The following is a 16,797-nucleotide window of genomic DNA, read 5'->3' as shown; positions in this document are numbered from 1 at the left end:
GAGTTCAGCTCTCCTTCTCTGACTCTGCTCAGCGACCGGCGGAGGTGTAGGGCAGCAGCGCGACCTCGCGGGCGTTCTTCACCGCGATCGCGACGTCCCGCTGATGCTGGACGCAGTTGCCGGTCACCCGACGGGCGCGGATCTTGCCGCGGTCGGAGATGAACTTCTTCAGAAGGGCGGTGTCCTTGTAGTCGACACCGGTGGCCTTCTCCTTGCAGAACTGGCAAACCTTCTTCTTAGGCTTGCGGACGACTGCCTTCGCCATTGTGGTGCTCCTCCTCAGAGCCCGGCCGCGTCAGTCAGAAAGCGGCCGGAATGGTTGGTTTGTGATGCTGGTCAGAACGGGGGCTCGTCGTTGGACGAGACACCCGGCGCGGCCCACGGGTCGTTGGCCGGGGCGCCGCCCCCGTAGTTGGAACCGCCACCCTGGTTGCCGCCACCGGACGGGGCGCTGCCCCACGGGTCCTGACCCGCGGGACGGCCGCCGCCGCCACCCTGGTTGCCGCCACCCTGGCCGCCGCCGTACCCGCCGCCACCGCCGGAGCGGCTCGCACGGGTGACCTTGGCGGTCGCCCAGGTGAGCGACGGGCCGATCTCGTCGACCTGCAGCTCGTTGACGGTGCGCTTCTCGCCCTCGCGGGTCTCGTAGGAGCGCGACACCAGACGGCCCTGCACGACGACGCGCATGCCCTTCTGGAGGGACTCGGCGACGTTCTCCGCGACCTGGCGCCAGACCGAGCAGCGGAGGAACAGGGTGTCCCCGTCCTTCCACTCGTTGCTCTGACGGTCGAAGGAACGCGGCGTCGAGGCCACCGTGAAGTTGGCGACAGCCGCGCCCGACGGGGTGAAGCGAAGCTCCGGGTCGTCGGTGAGGTTGCCGATGACGGTGATGACGGTGTCGCCAGCCATGGTGGTCTCCTGTGCGTGGGTTCGAGTGGCCCGCCCGGGTCAGTCCCGGGCAACGGACCCCATGGTGTCCGGTGGTGCCGACATTGAACAGCCGGCATCCACAGGCAGGGGGTCCTTGCTACCTCAGACGGTGGGTCGCAGGACCTTCGTCCGCAGGACGGACTCGTTGAGGGTCAGCTGGCGGTCGAGCTCGTCGACGGTCGCCGGAGCGGCGGTCAGCTTGATGATCGCGTAGATGCCCTCGGCGTTCTTCTTGATCTCGTACGCCAGGCGACGCTTGCCCCACACGTCGACGTTGTCGACGGTGCCGCCGTCATTGCGGACGACGTTCAGGTACTTGTCGAGCGACGGCTGGACCGTCCGCTCGTCGAGGCTCGGGTCGAGGATGACCACGACTTCATAGTTGCGCAAAGCGGTCTCCACCTCCTCTGGACTCAGGCGGCCGTGGACTTTCCACGGCAGGAGGGCCTTGCTTGTCTGGCTGGTTCGGCCCAGCAGACGGTACGGCGCCAGTGGCACCGGACAGGAGAGGTTAACAGCGCACGGGGGAGTGGGCCGAATCGCGACGGCGGCGCCGGACGAGCGGCACCACGCACAGCCGTCCCGCAGCCGTGGACAGGGGCAGGACGACGACCGGCGCGAACAGGTCGCCCCCCGGAGTACGGATCATCAGCACGACCGCGGCACCGGCGAGCCCCGCCGCAAGGACGTGGACCCACTGGTGAGGGATCCGCCGACACGCGAGATGCACCACCAGGATCCCCACAGCGGCGAAGGGCACGGAGATCACCACGACGAAGGGGAAGTAGAGCACCCATCCGGCGAGGGCCTGGAGGGGCGAGTTCTCCGGCACCCCGACGATCAGGCCGAGCGGGAAGAGTGCCGCGCTGACCAGCCAGGCGATCACGTACCCACCGAGTCCCGGTGTGTTCATCCGCTGACCTCCTCCCAGTTGAGCACTCGCTCAAAACATGGCACGGATTGAGCGGACGCTCAAGACCCGGCAGGATCGGCCCGTGACCACGACCCGCGACAAGCTGCTGGACGCGACCCTGCGCGTCGTCGGCGAGCAGGGGATCGCGAAGGCCTCGGCGCGCTCCATCGCCACCGAGGCAGGGGTCAACCAGGCGCTGGTCTTCTACCACTTCGGCTCGGTCGACGAGCTGCTCGCGGCGGCCTGCGTGCACGGTGCGGAGCGGCGGGTCGCCGCCCACCGGGAAGCCCTCGAGCGGGTCACCGGGTTCGCCGAGCTGGTCGCGGTCGCGCGCACCGTGCACGCCATCGAGCAGGCGGCCGGGAACGTCGGGCTCCTCGGCCAGCTGCTGGCGGGCGCCTCGTCGCACCCGGCACTGGCGGACGCCACCCGACGCGGGCTCGACCTGTGGATCGTGGAGGTCGAGGGCGTCCTGCGCCGCGTGACCGAGCGGACGGGTCTGGCCGACCTGGTCGACGTACCCGGTCTGGCGCGGGCGGTCGGTGCCTCGTTCGTCGGGCTCGAGCTGTACGACGGCGTCGATCCCCGCGGCGCCGCGGACGCCTTCGCCGCGCTCGAGCAGCTCGCCGCCGTCCTCACCCTGGTCGAGGACCTCGGCCCCCTGGAACGCGCAGCGGTCCGGCGCAAGCTGCGCCGGACCGCCCGCTGAGAGCTCGCGGGAGCTACCCGAACAGCACCGGGTCCTGGACCTGGGTCTTGTCGATGACGAGCACCGCGATCGCGCCGGCCAGGCCCTCGGGCACGTCGAGCGACACCGACGCGCAGACGTCGTCCGAGCCGAGGTCCCACGAGCCGTCGAGGGAGCCGAGCAGCTCACCCTGGGGGTTGTAGAGCTCGATCGTGAACGGCGTCCCGTCGGGCAGCCCGGTGACGGCGAAGTGCGCATACAGGGTGGCCGGGAGGGTCACGCCGCTGAGCACCTGCGGGTCGTCGAGCGTGCTGGTGGTCGAGCAGTCGCTGTTGCCGTCGACGGACCAGCCCGCGGGGGAGGCGGTGGCCTGGCCCATCGGGTCGGCCGGGGGCTCCGGCACGTCGTCGAGGTACGGCGACACGTAGTCCGGGTCGCCGCCCTTCTTGGCGATCTCGACGATGTCCGAGCTCAGGTTGACCGGCCGGATCCGCGCGGAGCCGCCGGTGAACGCGCCGCCCTCGCCGCTGTCGCCGACGGTGGACTCGGTGACGACCGCGCTGTTGATGCCGACCAGCTCGCCGTCGTCGTTGATCGAGGCACCGCCGGAGTTCCCGGAGCCGATCCGGATGTCGCTGTCGATCCAGGCCCGGTTGCCGGGGACCGCGGCCTCCTTGAGGAAGGTGGACACGACGCCGCGGGTGACGGTCAGGGCCCGGTCGAGGCCGTCGTCGGACGCGACGTGGGCGACCGCCGGGAACCCGAGGGCGGTGAGCTCGTCACCGGTGCGCAGGTCGTCGCTGTCGCCGACCGGGACCGGCGGCGGCAGGTCCAGGTCCTTGTCGTCGATCTTCTTGCCGTCGGCGTCCGCGGTGATCTTGAGGACCGCGAGGTCGAGGACCCCGTCGGCGACGATCGCCTCGGCGGAGTACGACGGCGCAGCCGGCTTGTCGTCCTCGGCGGAGGTGAGGGCCACCAGGAGCCCGGCCGGGTCCTCCTCGCCGCCCTGCTGGCCGGGCGCACTCGGCTTGCCGACGTGGGCGTTGGTGAGGATCAGCCCGTCCTCGCTGATGATCGTGCCGGAGCCGGTGTAGATCGGCTCGCCGCTGTCGTCGACGGCGATGATGAGCACGCTCGCGAGCTTGGCGCGGTCGAGCGCCTTGGTGCTGAGGCCGGCCGCCTCGGTGGGGCCGTCGCCCTTGCCCGAGTCGTCGCCGCCCAGCAGCACGGCCGCCGCGACGCCACCGCCGACCAGCACCAGTGCCGCGACGATCCCGCCGACGAGGGCGGCGGTGCGCTTGCGCTTCTTCTTGGCGATCGACTTCTGCGCGACGCCCGTCGCGACGATCGGGACGACCTCGACCTCGGCGCCCGCGGTGGGGTGGCCGAGCATCAGGGTGGTCGGGTCCTCGAGCTTGCGCTGGGTGACCCGGTCCTCCTCGAGGAAGGTGCCGGCGGTCGACCGGTCGACGTACCACCAGCCGTCGGGACGGCCCTCGACCACGCCGTGCAGCCGCGAGACCGACGGGTCGTCCACGACGACCTCGCTGCCCGGGTCGCGGCCGATCCGGACCACGACCCCCGGGGGGAACCGCTTCGACGTACCGCCGACGCGCACCAGCAGCCCCGGGCCGCTGACGTAGCCGGGACCGGCCGGGCCGACGCCGGGCAGCATGGTCTGGGCGAGACCGGCGGGTGGCAGCGTCGCCGGGTCGGGGGCCGCGGGCCGGGCCGCGGTGGCCGGCGTGAGCACGACCTCCTCGCCGTTGACCCCACCGAAGCGGACGGTGGTCGCGCCGGAGAGCCGCACCTCGGTCACGCGGTTGCCGTTGAGGAACGTGCCGCCGCTCGAGCCGGTGTCGACGAGCACCCAGCCGGAGCCGTCCGAGCGCAGCTGGGCGTGCTGGCGGGAGGCGGACGGCGCCGTGAGGACGATGTCGGAGCCGGTGTCGCGTCCGATGCTGACGACGCGCGGCTCCTCGAACGACCAGGTCCGGCCGCCCGCGGAGACATGGAGGGTGGTCACGCGAGGGACGTTAGTGCCCTCGCGCGCGCACGACGAGCATTCCGGGCCAAGTGGGGACAGCCACGGGACAAGGAGGGGACATGCCGGGACAGCGGTGTCCCTCCCGGTCGATACCGTGGCTCCCATGAGCGAGCTGCGCATCGGAGCCCACGTCGACCAGACCGACCCGATCGCCGAGGCGGCGGCCCGCAACGCCCCGCTCGTGCAGTTCTTCCTCGGCAACCCGCAGTCCTACAAGGGACCCGTCCTGTCGTACGACGGCGGCCCGGCGGCCCTCCGCGCTGCGGCCGAGGAGGCCGGCGTCGACCTGTACGTGCACGCGCCGTACCTGATCAACGTCGCCACGACCAACAACCGCCAGCGCATCCCCAGCCGCAAGCTGCTGCAACAGCACATGGACGCCGCGGCCGAGCTCGGCGCCAAGGGCCTGATCGTGCACGGCGGTCACGTCACCGACGACGACGATCCGGCGAAGGGCTTCGACAACTGGCGCAAGGCGGTCGAGGCGACGGACATCAAGATCCCGCTGCTGATCGAGAACACCGCCGGCGGCACCAACGCGATGACCCGCTACCTCGAGCGGATCAAGGGCACCTGGGACGCGATCGCGTCCGCCGAGGGTGCCGACATGGTCGGCTTCTGCCTCGACACCTGCCACGCCCACGCCGGCGGCAACGCGCTGGAGACGATCGTCGACGACGTCCTCGCGATCACCGGCCGGATCGACCTGGTCCACGCCAACGACAGCCGCGACGCCTTCGACTCCGGGGCCGACCGGCACGCCAACTTCGGCGCCGGCCAGATCGACCCCGACCTGCTCGCCCAGGTGGTCCGCGACGCTGGTGCGCCGGTGGTGTGCGAGACGCCGGGCGGCGCCGAGCAGCACGTCGCCGACTTCGCCTGGCTGCGCGAGCGGCTCTGACGAGCCTCTTGCGCACCGGCGGATCCGGCGTAATCTCGATTACATGATTACGACAGAGCAGCGCGACCAGATCCGCGGCTGGTTCGTGGGCCGACTGCCGGAGGACCTCTTCGAGTCCCTGGTCGAGGTCACCGTCGACCGCGAGGAGATCACCGTCATCGGCCGCATCGCGGCCCCGAAGCTCGCCGAGGACGTCTCGGCGACCGAGCGCGAGGCCGCCGCCCAGGGCCGCATCCAGGAGTTCCGCGAGCGCACCCGCGACACCCGCATCGCCATCGCCCGCGAGGCCGAGCGCCAGTACGACCAGAAGGTCGCCTGGGGTGTCGAGTGCGACGGCACCCGGGCCCTGTTCACCCACCTCGCGGTGCCGGCGATGACCCGGTTGCGCCAGCCCGAGCGCGCCGTCCTCGACACCCTCATCGCCGGCGGCGTCGCCCGCAGCCGCAGCGAGGCCCTGGCCTGGTGCGTCCGACTCGTCCAGCAGCACGCCGACGACTGGCTGGCCGAGCTGCGCGACTCGCTCGAGCACGTCCAGCAGGTGCGCGCCCAGGGGCCGGACGCCCGGTGAGCCAGCCGGACCCGGCGACGCCGAGCATCTACGAGTGGGCCGGCGGCATGGACGCCCTGCGCCGCCTCACCACCGTGTTCTACGCACGGGTGCCGGACGACCCGGTGCTGGCGCCGGTGTTCGCGAGCATGGACGCCGAGCACCCCGAGCACGTCGCCGTGTGGCTGGCCGAGGTCTTCGGCGGCCCGGCCGGCTACACCGCGCACCGCGGCGGCCACCCGCACATGGCACGGCAGCACCTCGGCCGCGGCATCACCGAGCAGCAGCGACGGCGGTGGGTGCAGCTGCTGCTCGACGCGGCGGACGAGGTCGGGCTGCCGACCGACCCGGAGTTCCGGGCGGTGTTCGTCTACTACCTGGAGTGGGGCACCCGGATGGCGCTCGTCTACTCCGGCGAGGACCCGCCGGCCATCGACGCCGCCGACGTCCCGGTGTGGCAGTGGGGGCAGACCCCGCCCTGGCAGCCGGATCGGCCGACCGTCTGAGCTGCCCCACCTCCCGATAGGTTGGTCCCATGCCCAGCGTGCGCCCGATCAGCCCGACCGAGCACCGCGACCACCTCGCCACGCTGCCGTCCGCCAGCTTCCTGCAGACGCCCGGCTGGGCGCAGGTCAAGGGCGAGTGGCGCAGCGAGTCGCTGGGGTGGTTCGACGACGCGGGGAAGCAGGTCGGCGTCGCGCTGGTGCTGTACCGGAAGCTGCCGAAGCTCAACCGCTACCTCGCCTACCTGCCCGAGGGGCCGGTCATCGACTGGAGCTCCGACGACCTCGGCTCCTGGCTCGACCCGATGGTGCGGCACCTCAAGAAGCAGGGCGCGTTCGCCGTACGCATCGGGCCGCCGGTCGTCACCCGACGCTGGACCACCGCACAGGTCAAGGACGGCATCGCCGACCCGGCGGTCCGCCTCCTCGGCGAGATCCCGCCCGCCGAGCGCACCCCCGCGGGTGCCCGGGTGGTCGCCCAGCTCCACGAGCTCGGTTGGCGCCACCAGGGGGTCGAGGGCGGCTTCGCCGCCGGGCAGCCGCAGTTCGTCTTCCAGATCCCGCTCCGCTCCACCGACGGCACCCAGCTGAGCGAGGACGAAGTCCTCAAGGGCATGAACCAGCTCTGGCGCCGCAACATCAAGAAGGCCGCCAAGGAGGGCGTCGAGGTCACCCGCGGCACCCGCGAGGACCTGAAGGCGTTCCACGAGCTCTACGTCCACACCGCCCAGCGCGACCACTTCACGCCGCGGCCGCTGCGCTACTTCGAGACGATGCACGACGCCCTGCAGGCCGACAGCGACGAGCGGTTCACGCTCTGGCTGGCCCGCCACGACGGCGACCTGGTGGCCTCGACGATCGCGATCCGGGTCGGCGAGCACGCCTGGTACTCCTACGGCGCCTCGTCCACCGAGAAGCGCGAGGTCCGCGGCTCCAACGCGATCCAGTGGGCGATGATCCGCGACGCCGTCGCCGCCGGCGCTGCCGTCTACGACCTGCGCGGCATCACCGAGACCCTCGACGCCGACGACGCGCACGTGGGCCTGATCCAGTTCAAGGTCGGCACCGGCGGCGAGGCGGTCGAGTACGCCGGCGAGTGGGACCTGCCGATCAACCGGGCGCTCTACAAGGCGTTCCAGGTCTACCTGCAGCGGAGGGGCTGATGGTCTCGACAGGCTCGGCCGGCGGACTGACCCTCACCGTCGACGGCCCGCGCTGGCGGGCCCACCTCGAGGCGGTCGCCGACGCGCAGCCCGGCATCGTCCCCGTCGCCAAGGGCAACGGCTACGGCTTCACGCTGGGCCGGCTGGCCCGCAAGGCGCAGTGGCTGGCCGAGCGCGGCCACGACGTGCGCACCCTCGCCGTCGGCACGTACGACGAGCTGCCCGAGGTCGCCCAGCGCTGGCACGGTGACCTGTTGGTGCTCACCCCGTGGCGCCCGTGGGTGCCGCTGCCCGACGCCGCGACGAGCCGGCGCCTGGTCCACACCGTCAGCCGGCTCAGCGACCTGCGCGACCTGCTGCACGCCGAACCGACGGCGCGGATCGTGCTCGAGCGGATGACCTCGATGCGCCGTCACGGCATGGCCGCCCGCGAGCTGTGGGAGGCCGGCGACCTGCTCCGCAAGCACCCCGGCGCCCGGGTCGAGGGCCTCGCCCTGCACCTGCCGCTCGGGCAGGGCACCCACCTCGGCGAGGTGACCCGGCTGGTCAACGACTTCGTCGCCGCCGAGGTCCCCACCCGCGGCACCCCGGAGGTCTGGGTCAGCCACCTCACCGACGCCGAGCTGACCACGCTGCGCAGCCAGTACGGCGACTTCACGCTCCGCCCCCGGATCGGCACCGGCCTCTGGCTCGGCGACCGCGGCGCCCTGCGGGTCACCGCGACCGTCCTCGACGTGCACCCGGTCGAGCGCGGCGACGCGTTCGGCTACCGCGGCCGCACCGCCCCGAAGTCCGGCCACGTGCTCGTGGTCAGCGGCGGCACCGCCCACGGCATCGGCCTCGAGGCGCCCACCGGGGAGCAGTCGATCAAGGCGCGCGCGGCGACCCTGGCCCGCGGCGGCCTCGACGCGGTCGGGTTCGTGCGCTCGCCGTACGCCATCGACGGGAAGCAGCGGCTCTTCGCCGAGCCGCCGCACATGCAGGCCTCGATGCTGTTCGTCCCGCACGGCGCGCGGGTGCCCGAGGTCGGCGAGGACGTCGACGTCCGGGTCCGCTACACCGCCACCTCGTTCGACCGGGTCGTCGTCACCGACTGAGCCCGGCCCGGCTCGACCCGCTCGAGCGCGACCGGGTCGTGGGCCGGCCGGTAGAGGTCGCGCACGATCACCGCGGCGAGGTAGAGCTCGCCGAGCACCCGGACCACGATGCCGACCCAGTAGAACCCGGCGTCGCCGCCACCGGCCGGGGCGAGGTAGCCGCCGAGATACCACCAGACCGTGCAGAAGTAGAAGACCTCGCTGGCCTGCCACACGATCTGGTCGCGCCAGCGCGGCCGGGCCAGCACGGCGAGGGGGAGCAGCCACAGGACGTACTGCGGCGAGTAGACCTTGTTGACCAGCAGGAAGCCGACCACGATCAGGTAGCCCAGCTGCGCGAGGCGCGGGACCATCGCCACCGGCCCCCGACGGCCCGCGGTCATCCCGATCGCGAACACCCCGACGCACCAGGCCCCGAACAGCGCCCACGACCACACGTTGATCGTGTGCGCCGAGATGCCGAGGTCACCGGCCTGGTCGACGAGCAGCCACAGCGACCCGAGGTCCGCCTTCCGCTCGGCGTTGAACGACCAGAACACCTTCCACTGGTCCGGACCGGTGAGGTACGCCGGCGCGTTCGCCACCACCCACGCGACCACCGCCCACAGCGCGGCGACGGCGAAGCGCCCGACGCGGCGCTGGCGCAGGCAGATGACCAGCAGCCCGCCGAGCAGGAACAGCGGGTAGAGCTTGGCGGCGGTGCCGAGGCCGATCAGCACGCCCGTGAGCACCGGCTTCTCGCGCGACCAGGCCCACAGCGCGCCGGCCACCAGGGTGACCGCGAGCAGGTCCCAGTTGATCAGCCCGGTCAGCAGCAGCGCGGGGGAGGCGGCGAAGGCCGCCGCGTCCCACGGCCGGGACCGGTTCACCCCGGCCAGCAGCCAGGTCGCCAGCAGCGCGAGCGCGGCGAAGCCGACGGCGTTGACGAGGAGGAAGATGTTCTCCTCGTCGTGGACCTCCGGGTCGGCGTACAGGTCGGAGACGGGCGCCTTGTAGCGGGCCGCGACGTCCGGCGACCCGTTGAGCCAGTGCGTGACCCACGCGGTGCCCCACGCCCAGTAGGAGATGCCGACGGGGTACTCCATCACCTCGTAGCGCGCCCGGGTCTGGGCGTCGTCGGAGTACGGCCAGGTGTGCTCGGCCATCCCGCGCGGCACGTACAGCGGCTTGAGGTCCGTGTAGCACATGTGGGAGTAGACCCAGTTCTGGTCGCGTCCCTCCGCGAGCGAGCACGGGGCCTTCTGCACCAGCCCCGCCGCGAACACCACGGCGGTGAGCAGCAGCAGGACCCGCGCCGGCGTCCACCACCGGTGCGGCCGCGCGTGGTCGCCCATCGGGCCGCCGACGACCTCGCTCAGCGCCGTGACGACCGCGTCGTCACGGGTGGGGTGGACGTGCGTCACGGCTCAGGGCCGGACCCGTGGCTTGTTGCCGCCGCCCGGGCCGCCGAGGATCGGTCCGCCCTGGGTGGGCGGCGTTGTGGTCGGCGGTGCCGTCGTCGGCTCCGTCGTCGGCGGGATCTCAGTCGTCGGCGGCGGAGGCGGCGGCAGCTCCGTCGGGGGAGCCTCCGTCGTCTTCGTCTTCTTCGGCTTCTTGGTCTTCTTCGGCTTCGGGGGCGGCGGCGGGACGTACTCGTGACCGTCGTCGGGCGCCTCACCCTTGACGTACGCCGCCGGCGGCAGGTCCTCGACGTCCGTGCCGTCGAGCGCACGCAGCATGACCGCGGTCCAGGTCTTGGCGGGATAGGCGCCGCCGAAGTACGACGGCAGCCAGTCCTTGAGCTCCTCGTTGCCCTTGCCGCGCACGTACATCACCGCGGTCGCCAGCTGCGGCGTGTAGCCGACGAACCAGGCCGAGGAGACCTCGCCGTTGCCGTTGGTGGCGGTGCCGGTCTTGCCGCCGGCCGGGCGGTCCAGGCCCAGGGCCGCCGTACCGGAACCGGACTTGACGACCTGCTGCAGGGCGTAGCCCACGTCGTCGGCGATGCCCTCGGGGACCGCGTCGTGCGTGGTGACCTTGTGGTCGTAGCGCACGACACCGTCACGGTCGACGACCTTCTCGATGATGTAGGCGTCGGCGGCGACCCCGCGGTTGGCGATGGTCGCGTAGCCGTTGGCCATGTTGATCGGGCTGACCGTCTGCGAGCCCAGCGAGACGCCGGTGTTGGGCTGCAGGCCCGGGCTCGAGGTCGGGATGCCGTACGCCGGGTCGGCCGGCTCGGCCGGCGGGATGCCCATCGCATTGGCGGTGCTGATGATCTGGTTCGGGCCGTCGGGCATCGACAGCGTCATGTCGATGTAGGCGGTGTTGATCGAGTCCTCGGTGGCCTTGATCAGGTTGACCCGGCCGTAGCTGTGGTTGCCCTGGTTCTCGATCGGGCGCCCGCCGCCCGGGAGGTCGTACGGCGAGTTGCCGTCGAAGGTGTCCTTGAGCTCGAAGCCGGACTCGATCGCCGAGGCGAGCGCGAACGGCTTGAACGTCGAACCGGCCTGGCCGCCCGCGACCGCCCAGTTGATCTGCGACTCGAGGTAGTCCTGGCCGCCGTAGAAGCCGCGCACCGCTCCGGTTCCCGGCTGGACCGAGGCGACCGCGACGTGCAGCTGCTTGGGACCGAAGCCCTCCGGGCGCTGCTCGGCGACCCCCTCGGCGGCCGCGGCCATCGCCTTCTTGGTGAAGGTGGTGGTGACCTGGAGACCGCCGCCGTTGATCTCCTCCTCCCTGAAGCCGAGGTTGCTGAGCTCCTTACGGACCATCGTCAGCACGTGGCCGCGCTGGCCGCCGTACTGCTCGCTCTGCTTGATCTTCGGGAACTTCGGCAGCGCCTCGCGCGCCTGGGAGACCTCACCGGCGGGGGCGGTGCCCATCTTGCCCATCGAGTCGAGCACGTACTGGTAGCGGCCGAGCAGGCGCTGGGCCACGTCGTCGCCGTCGGCGGGGTCGAGCCCGTTGGGGTTGTTGAGGATCGCGGCCAGGGCGGCGGACTGCTTCAGGTTGAGGTCCGCGGCGTCCTTCGCGAAGTAGGCCTGCGCCGCGGCCTGGATGCCGTAGGCGCCGCGACCGAAGTAGATGGTGTTCAGGTAGCCCTCGAGCACGTCCTGCTTGCTCAGCTGGTTCTTCACCTTGAGCGAGAGGATCGCTTCCTTGAGCTTGCGCTTCCAGGTGCGCTCCTGGGTGAGGTACAGGATCTTGACGTACTGCTGGGTGATCGTCGACGCGCCCTGGGTCGAGTTGCCCTGGGCGTTGCTGAACGCCGCCCGCAGGATGCCCTTGGGGTCGAGGCCGTTGTCGGTCCAGAACGTCTGGTTCTCGGCAGCGACGACCGCGTCCTTCACGAACTGCGGCATCTCGTCGTAGTCGATCGAGTCACGCTTCTGCACCGCGAACTGGCCGAGCTGGCTCTTGCCGTCGGAGTAGTAGACCTGCGTGGTCTCGGTGAGGAACTCCGCGTTGGGGTCCGGGATGTCGATCGACCGGTAGGCGACGAAGAAGCCGGCAGCACCCAGCAGCGCCATCACCACGCAGGCGATGAGGCCCCAGATCGTGTACCGCTTCAGCCGCTGCTTCCAGGTCCGCGGCGTGCGGTCCTTCGAGCGCGCCTTCGACTTCTTGGTCGGCGCGCCGGTCTTCCGTTTTCCCTGAACCACGCAGGACAGGGTACGGCGCGGGTGTCAGCCGACCCGATTCCCGGAGATCTGTCCACGCAGCGCTGCCAGGGCGCGCGACGACTGGCTCTTGACCGTGCCCTCCGCGATCCGCAGCTCGGCGGCGGTCTCGGCGACCGACAATCCGAGCCAGTGCCGCAGCACGACCACCCGGCGCTGCATCGGTGGCAGGGAACGCACCGCGGCCAGCAGGTCGGCGCGCTCGTCGACCCCCAGCCCGGGCCGGGCCGCGGGGTCGTGGCCCTCCAGCCCCGGCCGCTCGCGACGCCACGGCCGGCGCCGCTCGTCGAGGTCGGCGTTGACGATGATCCGGCGCACGTACGCCAGCTCGGTGCCGGCCGCGTGCAGGCGCGGCCAGCTCACGTAGAGCTTGGCCAGCGCGGTCTGCAGCACGTCCTCGGCCCGGTCCCACTCGCCGCCGCACACGGCGTACGCGATCCGGCGCAGCCGGACCTGGTGGGTCTCGACGAACGCGGTGAACGCGGCGTCCCGCTCCTGGCGACCGCTCACCGCAATCCCTCACCGGAGGCGTAGCGGTCGCGGGCGTAGGCGAGGAGGGCCGTCAGCGTCGGCTCGGGCAGCACGCCGACGTCGACCGGGATCGCCTCGGTCGGGCCGCCGGGGGAGCGCCGCGCCAGCACGAACGACACCCGACCGTCGAGGACCACCTTCGCGACCGCGCTGTCGTCGCCGGGCCCCGCGAAGCCGGGGACGTCCGGGTCCGGCCACTGCCGCAGGATCCGGACGCCGACCCCGGGCACCAGCTCGTCGCTCCCGTCGGCGAACGTGACGTACGCCGCCGGCTCGGTCCCGGTCTGCAGGTCGACCATGTCGGCCAGCCACTGGTCGAACCGGGCGTGCATGGTGCCGGCCGGGTCCCACGACGCCCCGCCGCCGTCGGCGGTGTGGTCCAGGAGGTACCAGTAGGTCTCCTCGCCGTTCGTCACGACCAGCCCGACCGAGGCGTCGGGCGCGACCCGGTGCAGCGGGTCCGGCACCTCCCGCTCGATCCGCCAGCCGCGCCGGAGCACGACGGCGCCCCCGGCGTCGTACCCGGCGTGCTGGCCGGGACTCAGCACGTCGGAGATCCTCTCGGTGGGCTCCACCGTGGCCGTGGCGACCGGGGTCGGCGACGGCTGCTGGACCACCGGCGTCGGGTCCGGGGTGCTGCGCGGCCCGGACCCGTCCGGGAGCAGGGCGACGCTGATCGCCGCGGCCGCCACGAGCGCCCCGGCCGCGCCGTACCGCAGCCGACGGTTGCGCTGCCGGCGCCGGCCGGTCGCGACGTACGCCGCCGCGGGGCGCGGGGGCGGCTCGTCGCCGTACCCGGCCTCGAGGGCGGCCGCCACCTCGTCCCACACGTCCGTGCTCATGCTCCCTGTACGTAGCGAGCCGGAGAAGGGTTGCTCCGACCCCGAACGACACTCCCGATCCATCGGAAGTTCACGTCCCGCGGATATATCGCTACGATAGGTCGCATGGCACGGCGCGGGGACACCATCGAGCTCGCAGTCCTCGGACTGCTGCACGAGGGACCCATGCACGGCTACGAGCTGCGCAAGCGGCTCAACCTGATGCTGGGCTGGGGCCGGCTGCTGTCGTACGGCTCGCTCTACCCCGCGCTGAAGAAGATGCTCCGCGGCAACCTCATCGAGGAGACCGTGCCCTCGGGTCCCCAGACCCGCCGGCAGCGGATCGTCTACAAGGTGACCGACCTGGGCACCGAGGAGTTCTCGCGCCTGATGTCGGAGGTGGGTCCTGCCGCGTGGGAGGACGACAACTTCGACATCCGGTTCCGGTTCTTCTCCTCCACCGACATGGAGATCCGGCTGCGCGTCCTCGAAGGACGCCGTTCCCGGCTCCAGGAGCGGCTCGACCGCGTCCAGCGCGAGCTGGCCATGACGCAGGCCGAGGCCGACCGGTACGCCGCCGAGCTGCAGCGTCACGGGGTGGAGTCGGTCGAGCGTGAGGTCCGGTGGCTCTCGGAGCTCATCAACGCCGAGCGCAGCGGCCAGCAGGCACCACCCGGACCGGAGACGCCGACCCCAGCAGCACCGTCGACGCCGTCCTGACCGGCACCGCACCACGGTTCAGGTCAGCACCTGATCATTCACGAGATGTCATGAGTACCAAGGAAGGAAACCCCATGGGTTCGGTTCGAGTAGCGATCGCCGGCGTGGGCAACTGCGCCACGTCCCTCATCCAGGGCGTGCAGTACTACCGGGGCGCCGATGCCGCGAGCACCGTCCCGGGGCTCATGCACGTCCAGTTCGGCGACTACCACGTCAGCGACGTCCAGTTCGTCGCCGCGTTCGACGTCGACGACAAGAAGGTCGGCAAGGACCTGTCCGAGGCCATCAACGCCTCGGAGAACAACACCATCAAGATCGCCGACGTGCCGACCCTCGGTGTCGAGGTCCAGCGCGGCCCGACGCTCGACGGTCTCGGCAAGTACTACCGGATGACCATCGAGGAGTCCGCGGCCGAGGCGGTCGACGTCGTCCAGGCGCTCAAGGACGCCGAGGTCGACGTCCTCGTCTCCTACCTCCCGGTGGGCTCCGAGGAGGCCGACAAGTTCTACGCCCAGTGCGCGATCGACGCCGGCGTGGCCTTCGTCAACGCCCTCCCCGTCTTCATCGCCTCCGACCCGGTCTGGGCCAAGAAGTTCGAGGACGCCGGCGTCCCGATCGTCGGTGACGACATCAAGTCGCAGGTCGGCGCCACCATCACCCACCGCGTGATGGCGAAGCTGTTCGAGGACCGCGGCGTCGTGCTGGACCGCACGTACCAGCTCAACGTCGGCGGCAACATGGACTTCAAGAACATGCTCGAGCGCGAGCGCCTGGAGTCCAAGAAGATCTCCAAGACCCAGGCCGTCACGTCGAACCTCAACGGCCCGCTGGCCGGCGTCGGCGCCGACGACCGCAACGTCCACATCGGCCCGTCCGACTACGTCGCGTGGCTCGACGACCGCAAGTGGGCCTACGTCCGCCTCGAGGGTCGCGCCTTCGGTGACGTCCCGCTCAACCTCGAGTACAAGCTCGAGGTCTGGGACTCCCCGAACTCGGCCGGCATCATCATCGACGCCGTCCGCGCCGCCAAGATCGCCAAGGACCGCGGCGTCGGCGGCCCGATCATCCCCGCGTCGGCGTACCTCATGAAGAGCCCGCCGGTGCAGATCGAGGACACCGAGGGTCGCGCCCAGCTCGAGGCCTTCATCAAGGGCGTCTGACGCTCCCAGCTCCACCGGCTCCGGCCCGGCTCGCACTCGCGAGCCGGGCCGTTGCGCATTTCAGCCGGCGGGGCGCCGCAGGCGCCGGACGGCGGACCCTGGGTCGGCGAAGTCGGGGTCCCGGACGGGTCCCGCGACCCGGTTCGCGTCAGCAGGCGGGCGGGGGCTGCAGCTGCATCCGGGTCCACACGGCGCGGTGGTCGGAGACGGCGGAGAAGAGCACCTCGGCCTGGACGGGCGAGAACCAGCCGTCGTGGAGGATGAAGTCGATCCGGCTGCCGGGGCGGTCGGCGGGGACGGTCGCGCCCTTGCCGGACCCGACGGCCCAGGAGTCGCCGAGGCCGGAGCCCTTGAGGATGGCGATCGGGCGGGAGTCGGGGCCGGTGTTGAGGTCGCCGCCGAACAGCTTGGGCAGCGGGTCGGCGGCCATCATCTGCACGACGGTCCTCGCCTGGACCCTGCGGGCCTTGCGGCCACGGTGGTCGAAGTGGCTGGCATAGATGCTGACGGGTACGCCGGCCACGTCGAGCTGGGCGTGCAGCAGCCCGCGCAGCTCCTTGCCGCCGGCCATCGGCAGGTGCGTGTTGGTCGCGGACGTGATCGGGAACCGGGTCAGGATCGCGTTGCCGCGGGGGCCGGCGCCGGTGTTGCGGGAGTTGCCGCCGTACACGTGGTTCAGGCCGGTCTTCGTGCCGAGGACCGCGGCCTGGTCGAGGTTGCCGCTGACCGGGCGGCCCTTGTCGACCTCCTGGAGCAGGACGACGTCCGGCTTCCAGCCGCGGATCTCCGCGGCGATCCGGTCGAGCTCGACCCGGCCGTTGTGTGCGGTGCCGAAGTGGATGTTGAAGGTCAGCACCGTCAGCTGGACCGGCGCAGGCGTCGGGCAGGTCGGCGGGACCGTCGTGGGCGGCGTCGGGGACGGCGGGGGCGGCTCGGTCCGGGTGGGGGTCGGGCCCGAGGAGGGCGGCGGGGGCACCGTGGTGACCGGCTCGCTAGGCCGACTGCCCGGCTGCTGCGTCGGACCCTGCAGCAGGAGCACGACCACGACCGCGACCAGGACCACCGCGGCGACCGCCACGGTGGCGACCTTCGTCGCCCGGCTGCCCTCCGTCAC

The 16,797-nt window shown here is 71.8% G+C and carries 18 protein-coding genes; 8 read left to right on the top strand and 10 right to left on the bottom strand.

Annotated elements, in window-relative coordinates; translation table 11 throughout:
- Positions 1-28 precede the first annotated feature (28 nt).
- From rpsR to ACZYRU_RS22375, 4 genes are all read right to left on the bottom strand, one after another.
- Positions 29-265: a 30S ribosomal protein S18 gene (gene rpsR / locus ACZYRU_RS22390; protein WP_141796553.1), complete on the bottom strand. Its 237-nt coding sequence runs from the start codon at positions 263-265 to the stop codon at positions 29-31.
- Positions 266-336: 71 nt separating this feature from the next.
- Positions 337-909, bottom strand: a complete 573-nt coding sequence (locus tag ACZYRU_RS22385) for a single-stranded DNA-binding protein (protein WP_488959301.1) — start codon at positions 907-909, stop codon at positions 337-339.
- 123 nt (positions 910-1,032) lie between these two features.
- A complete protein-coding gene (gene rpsF, locus ACZYRU_RS22380) occupies positions 1,033-1,320 on the bottom strand; it encodes a 30S ribosomal protein S6 (protein ID WP_056897082.1) in 288 nt (95 codons plus the stop codon).
- Positions 1,321-1,441: 121 nt separating this feature from the next.
- Positions 1,442-1,843: a hypothetical protein gene (locus tag ACZYRU_RS22375; RefSeq protein ID WP_488959300.1), complete on the bottom strand. Its 402-nt coding sequence runs from the start codon at positions 1,841-1,843 to the stop codon at positions 1,442-1,444.
- Positions 1,844-1,925: 82 nt separating this feature from the next.
- Between ACZYRU_RS22375 and ACZYRU_RS22370 the strand changes: the two genes are divergently transcribed.
- Positions 1,926-2,552 carry a TetR/AcrR family transcriptional regulator gene (locus tag ACZYRU_RS22370; protein WP_488959299.1) on the top strand — a complete coding sequence of 209 codons (627 nt, stop codon included), beginning with the start codon at positions 1,926-1,928 and terminating at the stop codon, positions 2,550-2,552.
- A gap of 13 nt (positions 2,553-2,565) precedes the next feature.
- Here the strand turns inward: ACZYRU_RS22370 and ACZYRU_RS22365 are convergent, their stop codons facing one another.
- The gene (locus ACZYRU_RS22365; RefSeq protein ID WP_488959298.1) at positions 2,566-4,557 is read right to left on the bottom strand and encodes an FHA domain-containing protein; all 1,992 of its coding nucleotides are present in this window, start codon (positions 4,555-4,557) and stop codon (positions 2,566-2,568) included.
- Positions 4,558-4,681: 124 nt separating this feature from the next.
- On the opposite strand from ACZYRU_RS22365, the gene ACZYRU_RS22360 reads away from it, so the two are divergent.
- Genes ACZYRU_RS22360 through ACZYRU_RS22340 form a run of 5 tightly spaced genes read left to right on the top strand, consistent with a single transcriptional unit; the run spans position 4,682 to position 8,789 of the window.
- Positions 4,682-5,479: a deoxyribonuclease IV gene (locus ACZYRU_RS22360; RefSeq protein ID WP_488959297.1), complete on the top strand. Its 798-nt coding sequence runs from the start codon at positions 4,682-4,684 to the stop codon at positions 5,477-5,479.
- Between the two features lie 43 nt (positions 5,480-5,522).
- Positions 5,523-6,047 carry a hypothetical protein gene (locus tag ACZYRU_RS22355; protein ID WP_488959296.1) on the top strand — a complete coding sequence of 175 codons (525 nt, stop codon included), beginning with the start codon at positions 5,523-5,525 and terminating at the stop codon, positions 6,045-6,047.
- Positions 6,044-6,532, top strand: coding sequence for a group II truncated hemoglobin (locus tag ACZYRU_RS22350; RefSeq protein ID WP_488959295.1), 489 nt, complete (start codon positions 6,044-6,046; stop codon positions 6,530-6,532). Before ACZYRU_RS22355 ends, ACZYRU_RS22350 begins: the two co-directional genes overlap by 4 nt.
- Before the next feature lie 29 nt (positions 6,533-6,561).
- Complete coding sequence (locus tag ACZYRU_RS22345; protein ID WP_488959294.1) at positions 6,562-7,692, top strand: lipid II:glycine glycyltransferase FemX; 1,131 nt, start codon at positions 6,562-6,564, stop codon at positions 7,690-7,692.
- Positions 7,692-8,789, top strand: coding sequence for an alanine racemase (locus tag ACZYRU_RS22340; protein WP_488959293.1), 1,098 nt, complete (start codon positions 7,692-7,694; stop codon positions 8,787-8,789). The genes ACZYRU_RS22345 and ACZYRU_RS22340 overlap by 1 nt, the downstream gene beginning before the upstream one ends.
- On the opposite strand, the gene ACZYRU_RS22335 is transcribed toward ACZYRU_RS22340, so the two are convergent.
- From ACZYRU_RS22335 to ACZYRU_RS22320, 4 genes are read right to left on the bottom strand one after another with little or no spacing between them, the layout of a single operon-like run.
- Positions 8,747-10,192 (bottom strand): glycosyltransferase family 87 protein, encoded by a 1,446-nt coding sequence (locus ACZYRU_RS22335; protein WP_488959292.1) that lies wholly within the window; start codon positions 10,190-10,192, stop codon positions 8,747-8,749. The two genes, ACZYRU_RS22340 and ACZYRU_RS22335, sit on opposite strands and share 43 nt — an antisense overlap.
- 3 nt (positions 10,193-10,195) lie before the next feature.
- Positions 10,196-12,433 carry a transglycosylase domain-containing protein gene (locus ACZYRU_RS22330; RefSeq protein WP_488959291.1) on the bottom strand — a complete coding sequence of 746 codons (2,238 nt, stop codon included), beginning with the start codon at positions 12,431-12,433 and terminating at the stop codon, positions 10,196-10,198.
- A 24-nt stretch (positions 12,434-12,457) separates the two neighbouring features.
- On the bottom strand, positions 12,458-12,961 hold the full coding sequence (locus ACZYRU_RS22325; protein ID WP_488959290.1) for a SigE family RNA polymerase sigma factor: 504 nt from the start codon (positions 12,959-12,961) through the stop codon (positions 12,458-12,460).
- A complete protein-coding gene (locus tag ACZYRU_RS22320) occupies positions 12,958-13,824 on the bottom strand; it encodes a hypothetical protein (protein ID WP_488959289.1) in 867 nt (288 codons plus the stop codon). The genes ACZYRU_RS22325 and ACZYRU_RS22320 overlap by 4 nt, the downstream gene beginning before the upstream one ends.
- A gap of 105 nt (positions 13,825-13,929) precedes the next feature.
- On the opposite strand from ACZYRU_RS22320, the gene ACZYRU_RS22315 reads away from it, so the two are divergent.
- Entirely contained in the window at positions 13,930-14,523 is a 594-nt protein-coding gene (locus tag ACZYRU_RS22315) for a PadR family transcriptional regulator (protein ID WP_488959288.1), read from the top strand.
- 74 nt (positions 14,524-14,597) lie between these two features.
- Positions 14,598-15,683, top strand: coding sequence for an inositol-3-phosphate synthase (locus tag ACZYRU_RS22310; protein WP_488959287.1), 1,086 nt, complete (start codon positions 14,598-14,600; stop codon positions 15,681-15,683).
- 148 nt (positions 15,684-15,831) lie between these two features.
- Here ACZYRU_RS22310 and ACZYRU_RS22305 read toward each other — a convergent pair whose 3' ends face one another.
- On the bottom strand, positions 15,832-16,797 hold the full coding sequence (locus ACZYRU_RS22305; RefSeq protein ID WP_488959286.1) for an endonuclease/exonuclease/phosphatase family protein: 966 nt from the start codon (positions 16,795-16,797) through the stop codon (positions 15,832-15,834).

This window comes from Nocardioides sp. F233 (genome assembly GCF_057813895.1).
The sequence above is the reverse complement of the archived record's forward strand: the minus strand, read 5'-3'. Positions and strand labels throughout refer to the sequence as shown.

What these genes read in the sequence shown, in the direction of transcription:
- ACZYRU_RS22355 (WP_488959296.1), top strand. Translation starts at nt 5,523, where the DNA reads ATGATTACGACAGAGCAGCGCGACCAGATCCGCGGCTGGTTCGTGGGC.
- rpsR (WP_141796553.1), bottom strand. Translation starts at nt 265, where the DNA reads ATGGCGAAGGCAGTCGTCCGCAAGCCTAAGAAGAAGGTTTGCCAGTTC.
- ACZYRU_RS22310 (WP_488959287.1), top strand. Translation starts at nt 14,598, where the DNA reads ATGGGTTCGGTTCGAGTAGCGATCGCCGGCGTGGGCAACTGCGCCACG.
- ACZYRU_RS22385 (WP_488959301.1), bottom strand. Translation starts at nt 909, where the DNA reads ATGGCTGGCGACACCGTCATCACCGTCATCGGCAACCTCACCGACGAC.
- ACZYRU_RS22375 (WP_488959300.1), bottom strand. Translation starts at nt 1,843, where the DNA reads ATGAACACACCGGGACTCGGTGGGTACGTGATCGCCTGGCTGGTCAGC.
- ACZYRU_RS22345 (WP_488959294.1), top strand. Translation starts at nt 6,562, where the DNA reads ATGCCCAGCGTGCGCCCGATCAGCCCGACCGAGCACCGCGACCACCTC.
- ACZYRU_RS22315 (WP_488959288.1), top strand. Translation starts at nt 13,930, where the DNA reads ATGGCACGGCGCGGGGACACCATCGAGCTCGCAGTCCTCGGACTGCTG.
- ACZYRU_RS22320 (WP_488959289.1), bottom strand. Translation starts at nt 13,824, where the DNA reads ATGAGCACGGACGTGTGGGACGAGGTGGCGGCCGCCCTCGAGGCCGGG.
- ACZYRU_RS22360 (WP_488959297.1), top strand. Translation starts at nt 4,682, where the DNA reads ATGAGCGAGCTGCGCATCGGAGCCCACGTCGACCAGACCGACCCGATC.
- ACZYRU_RS22340 (WP_488959293.1), top strand. Translation starts at nt 7,692, where the DNA reads ATGGTCTCGACAGGCTCGGCCGGCGGACTGACCCTCACCGTCGACGGC.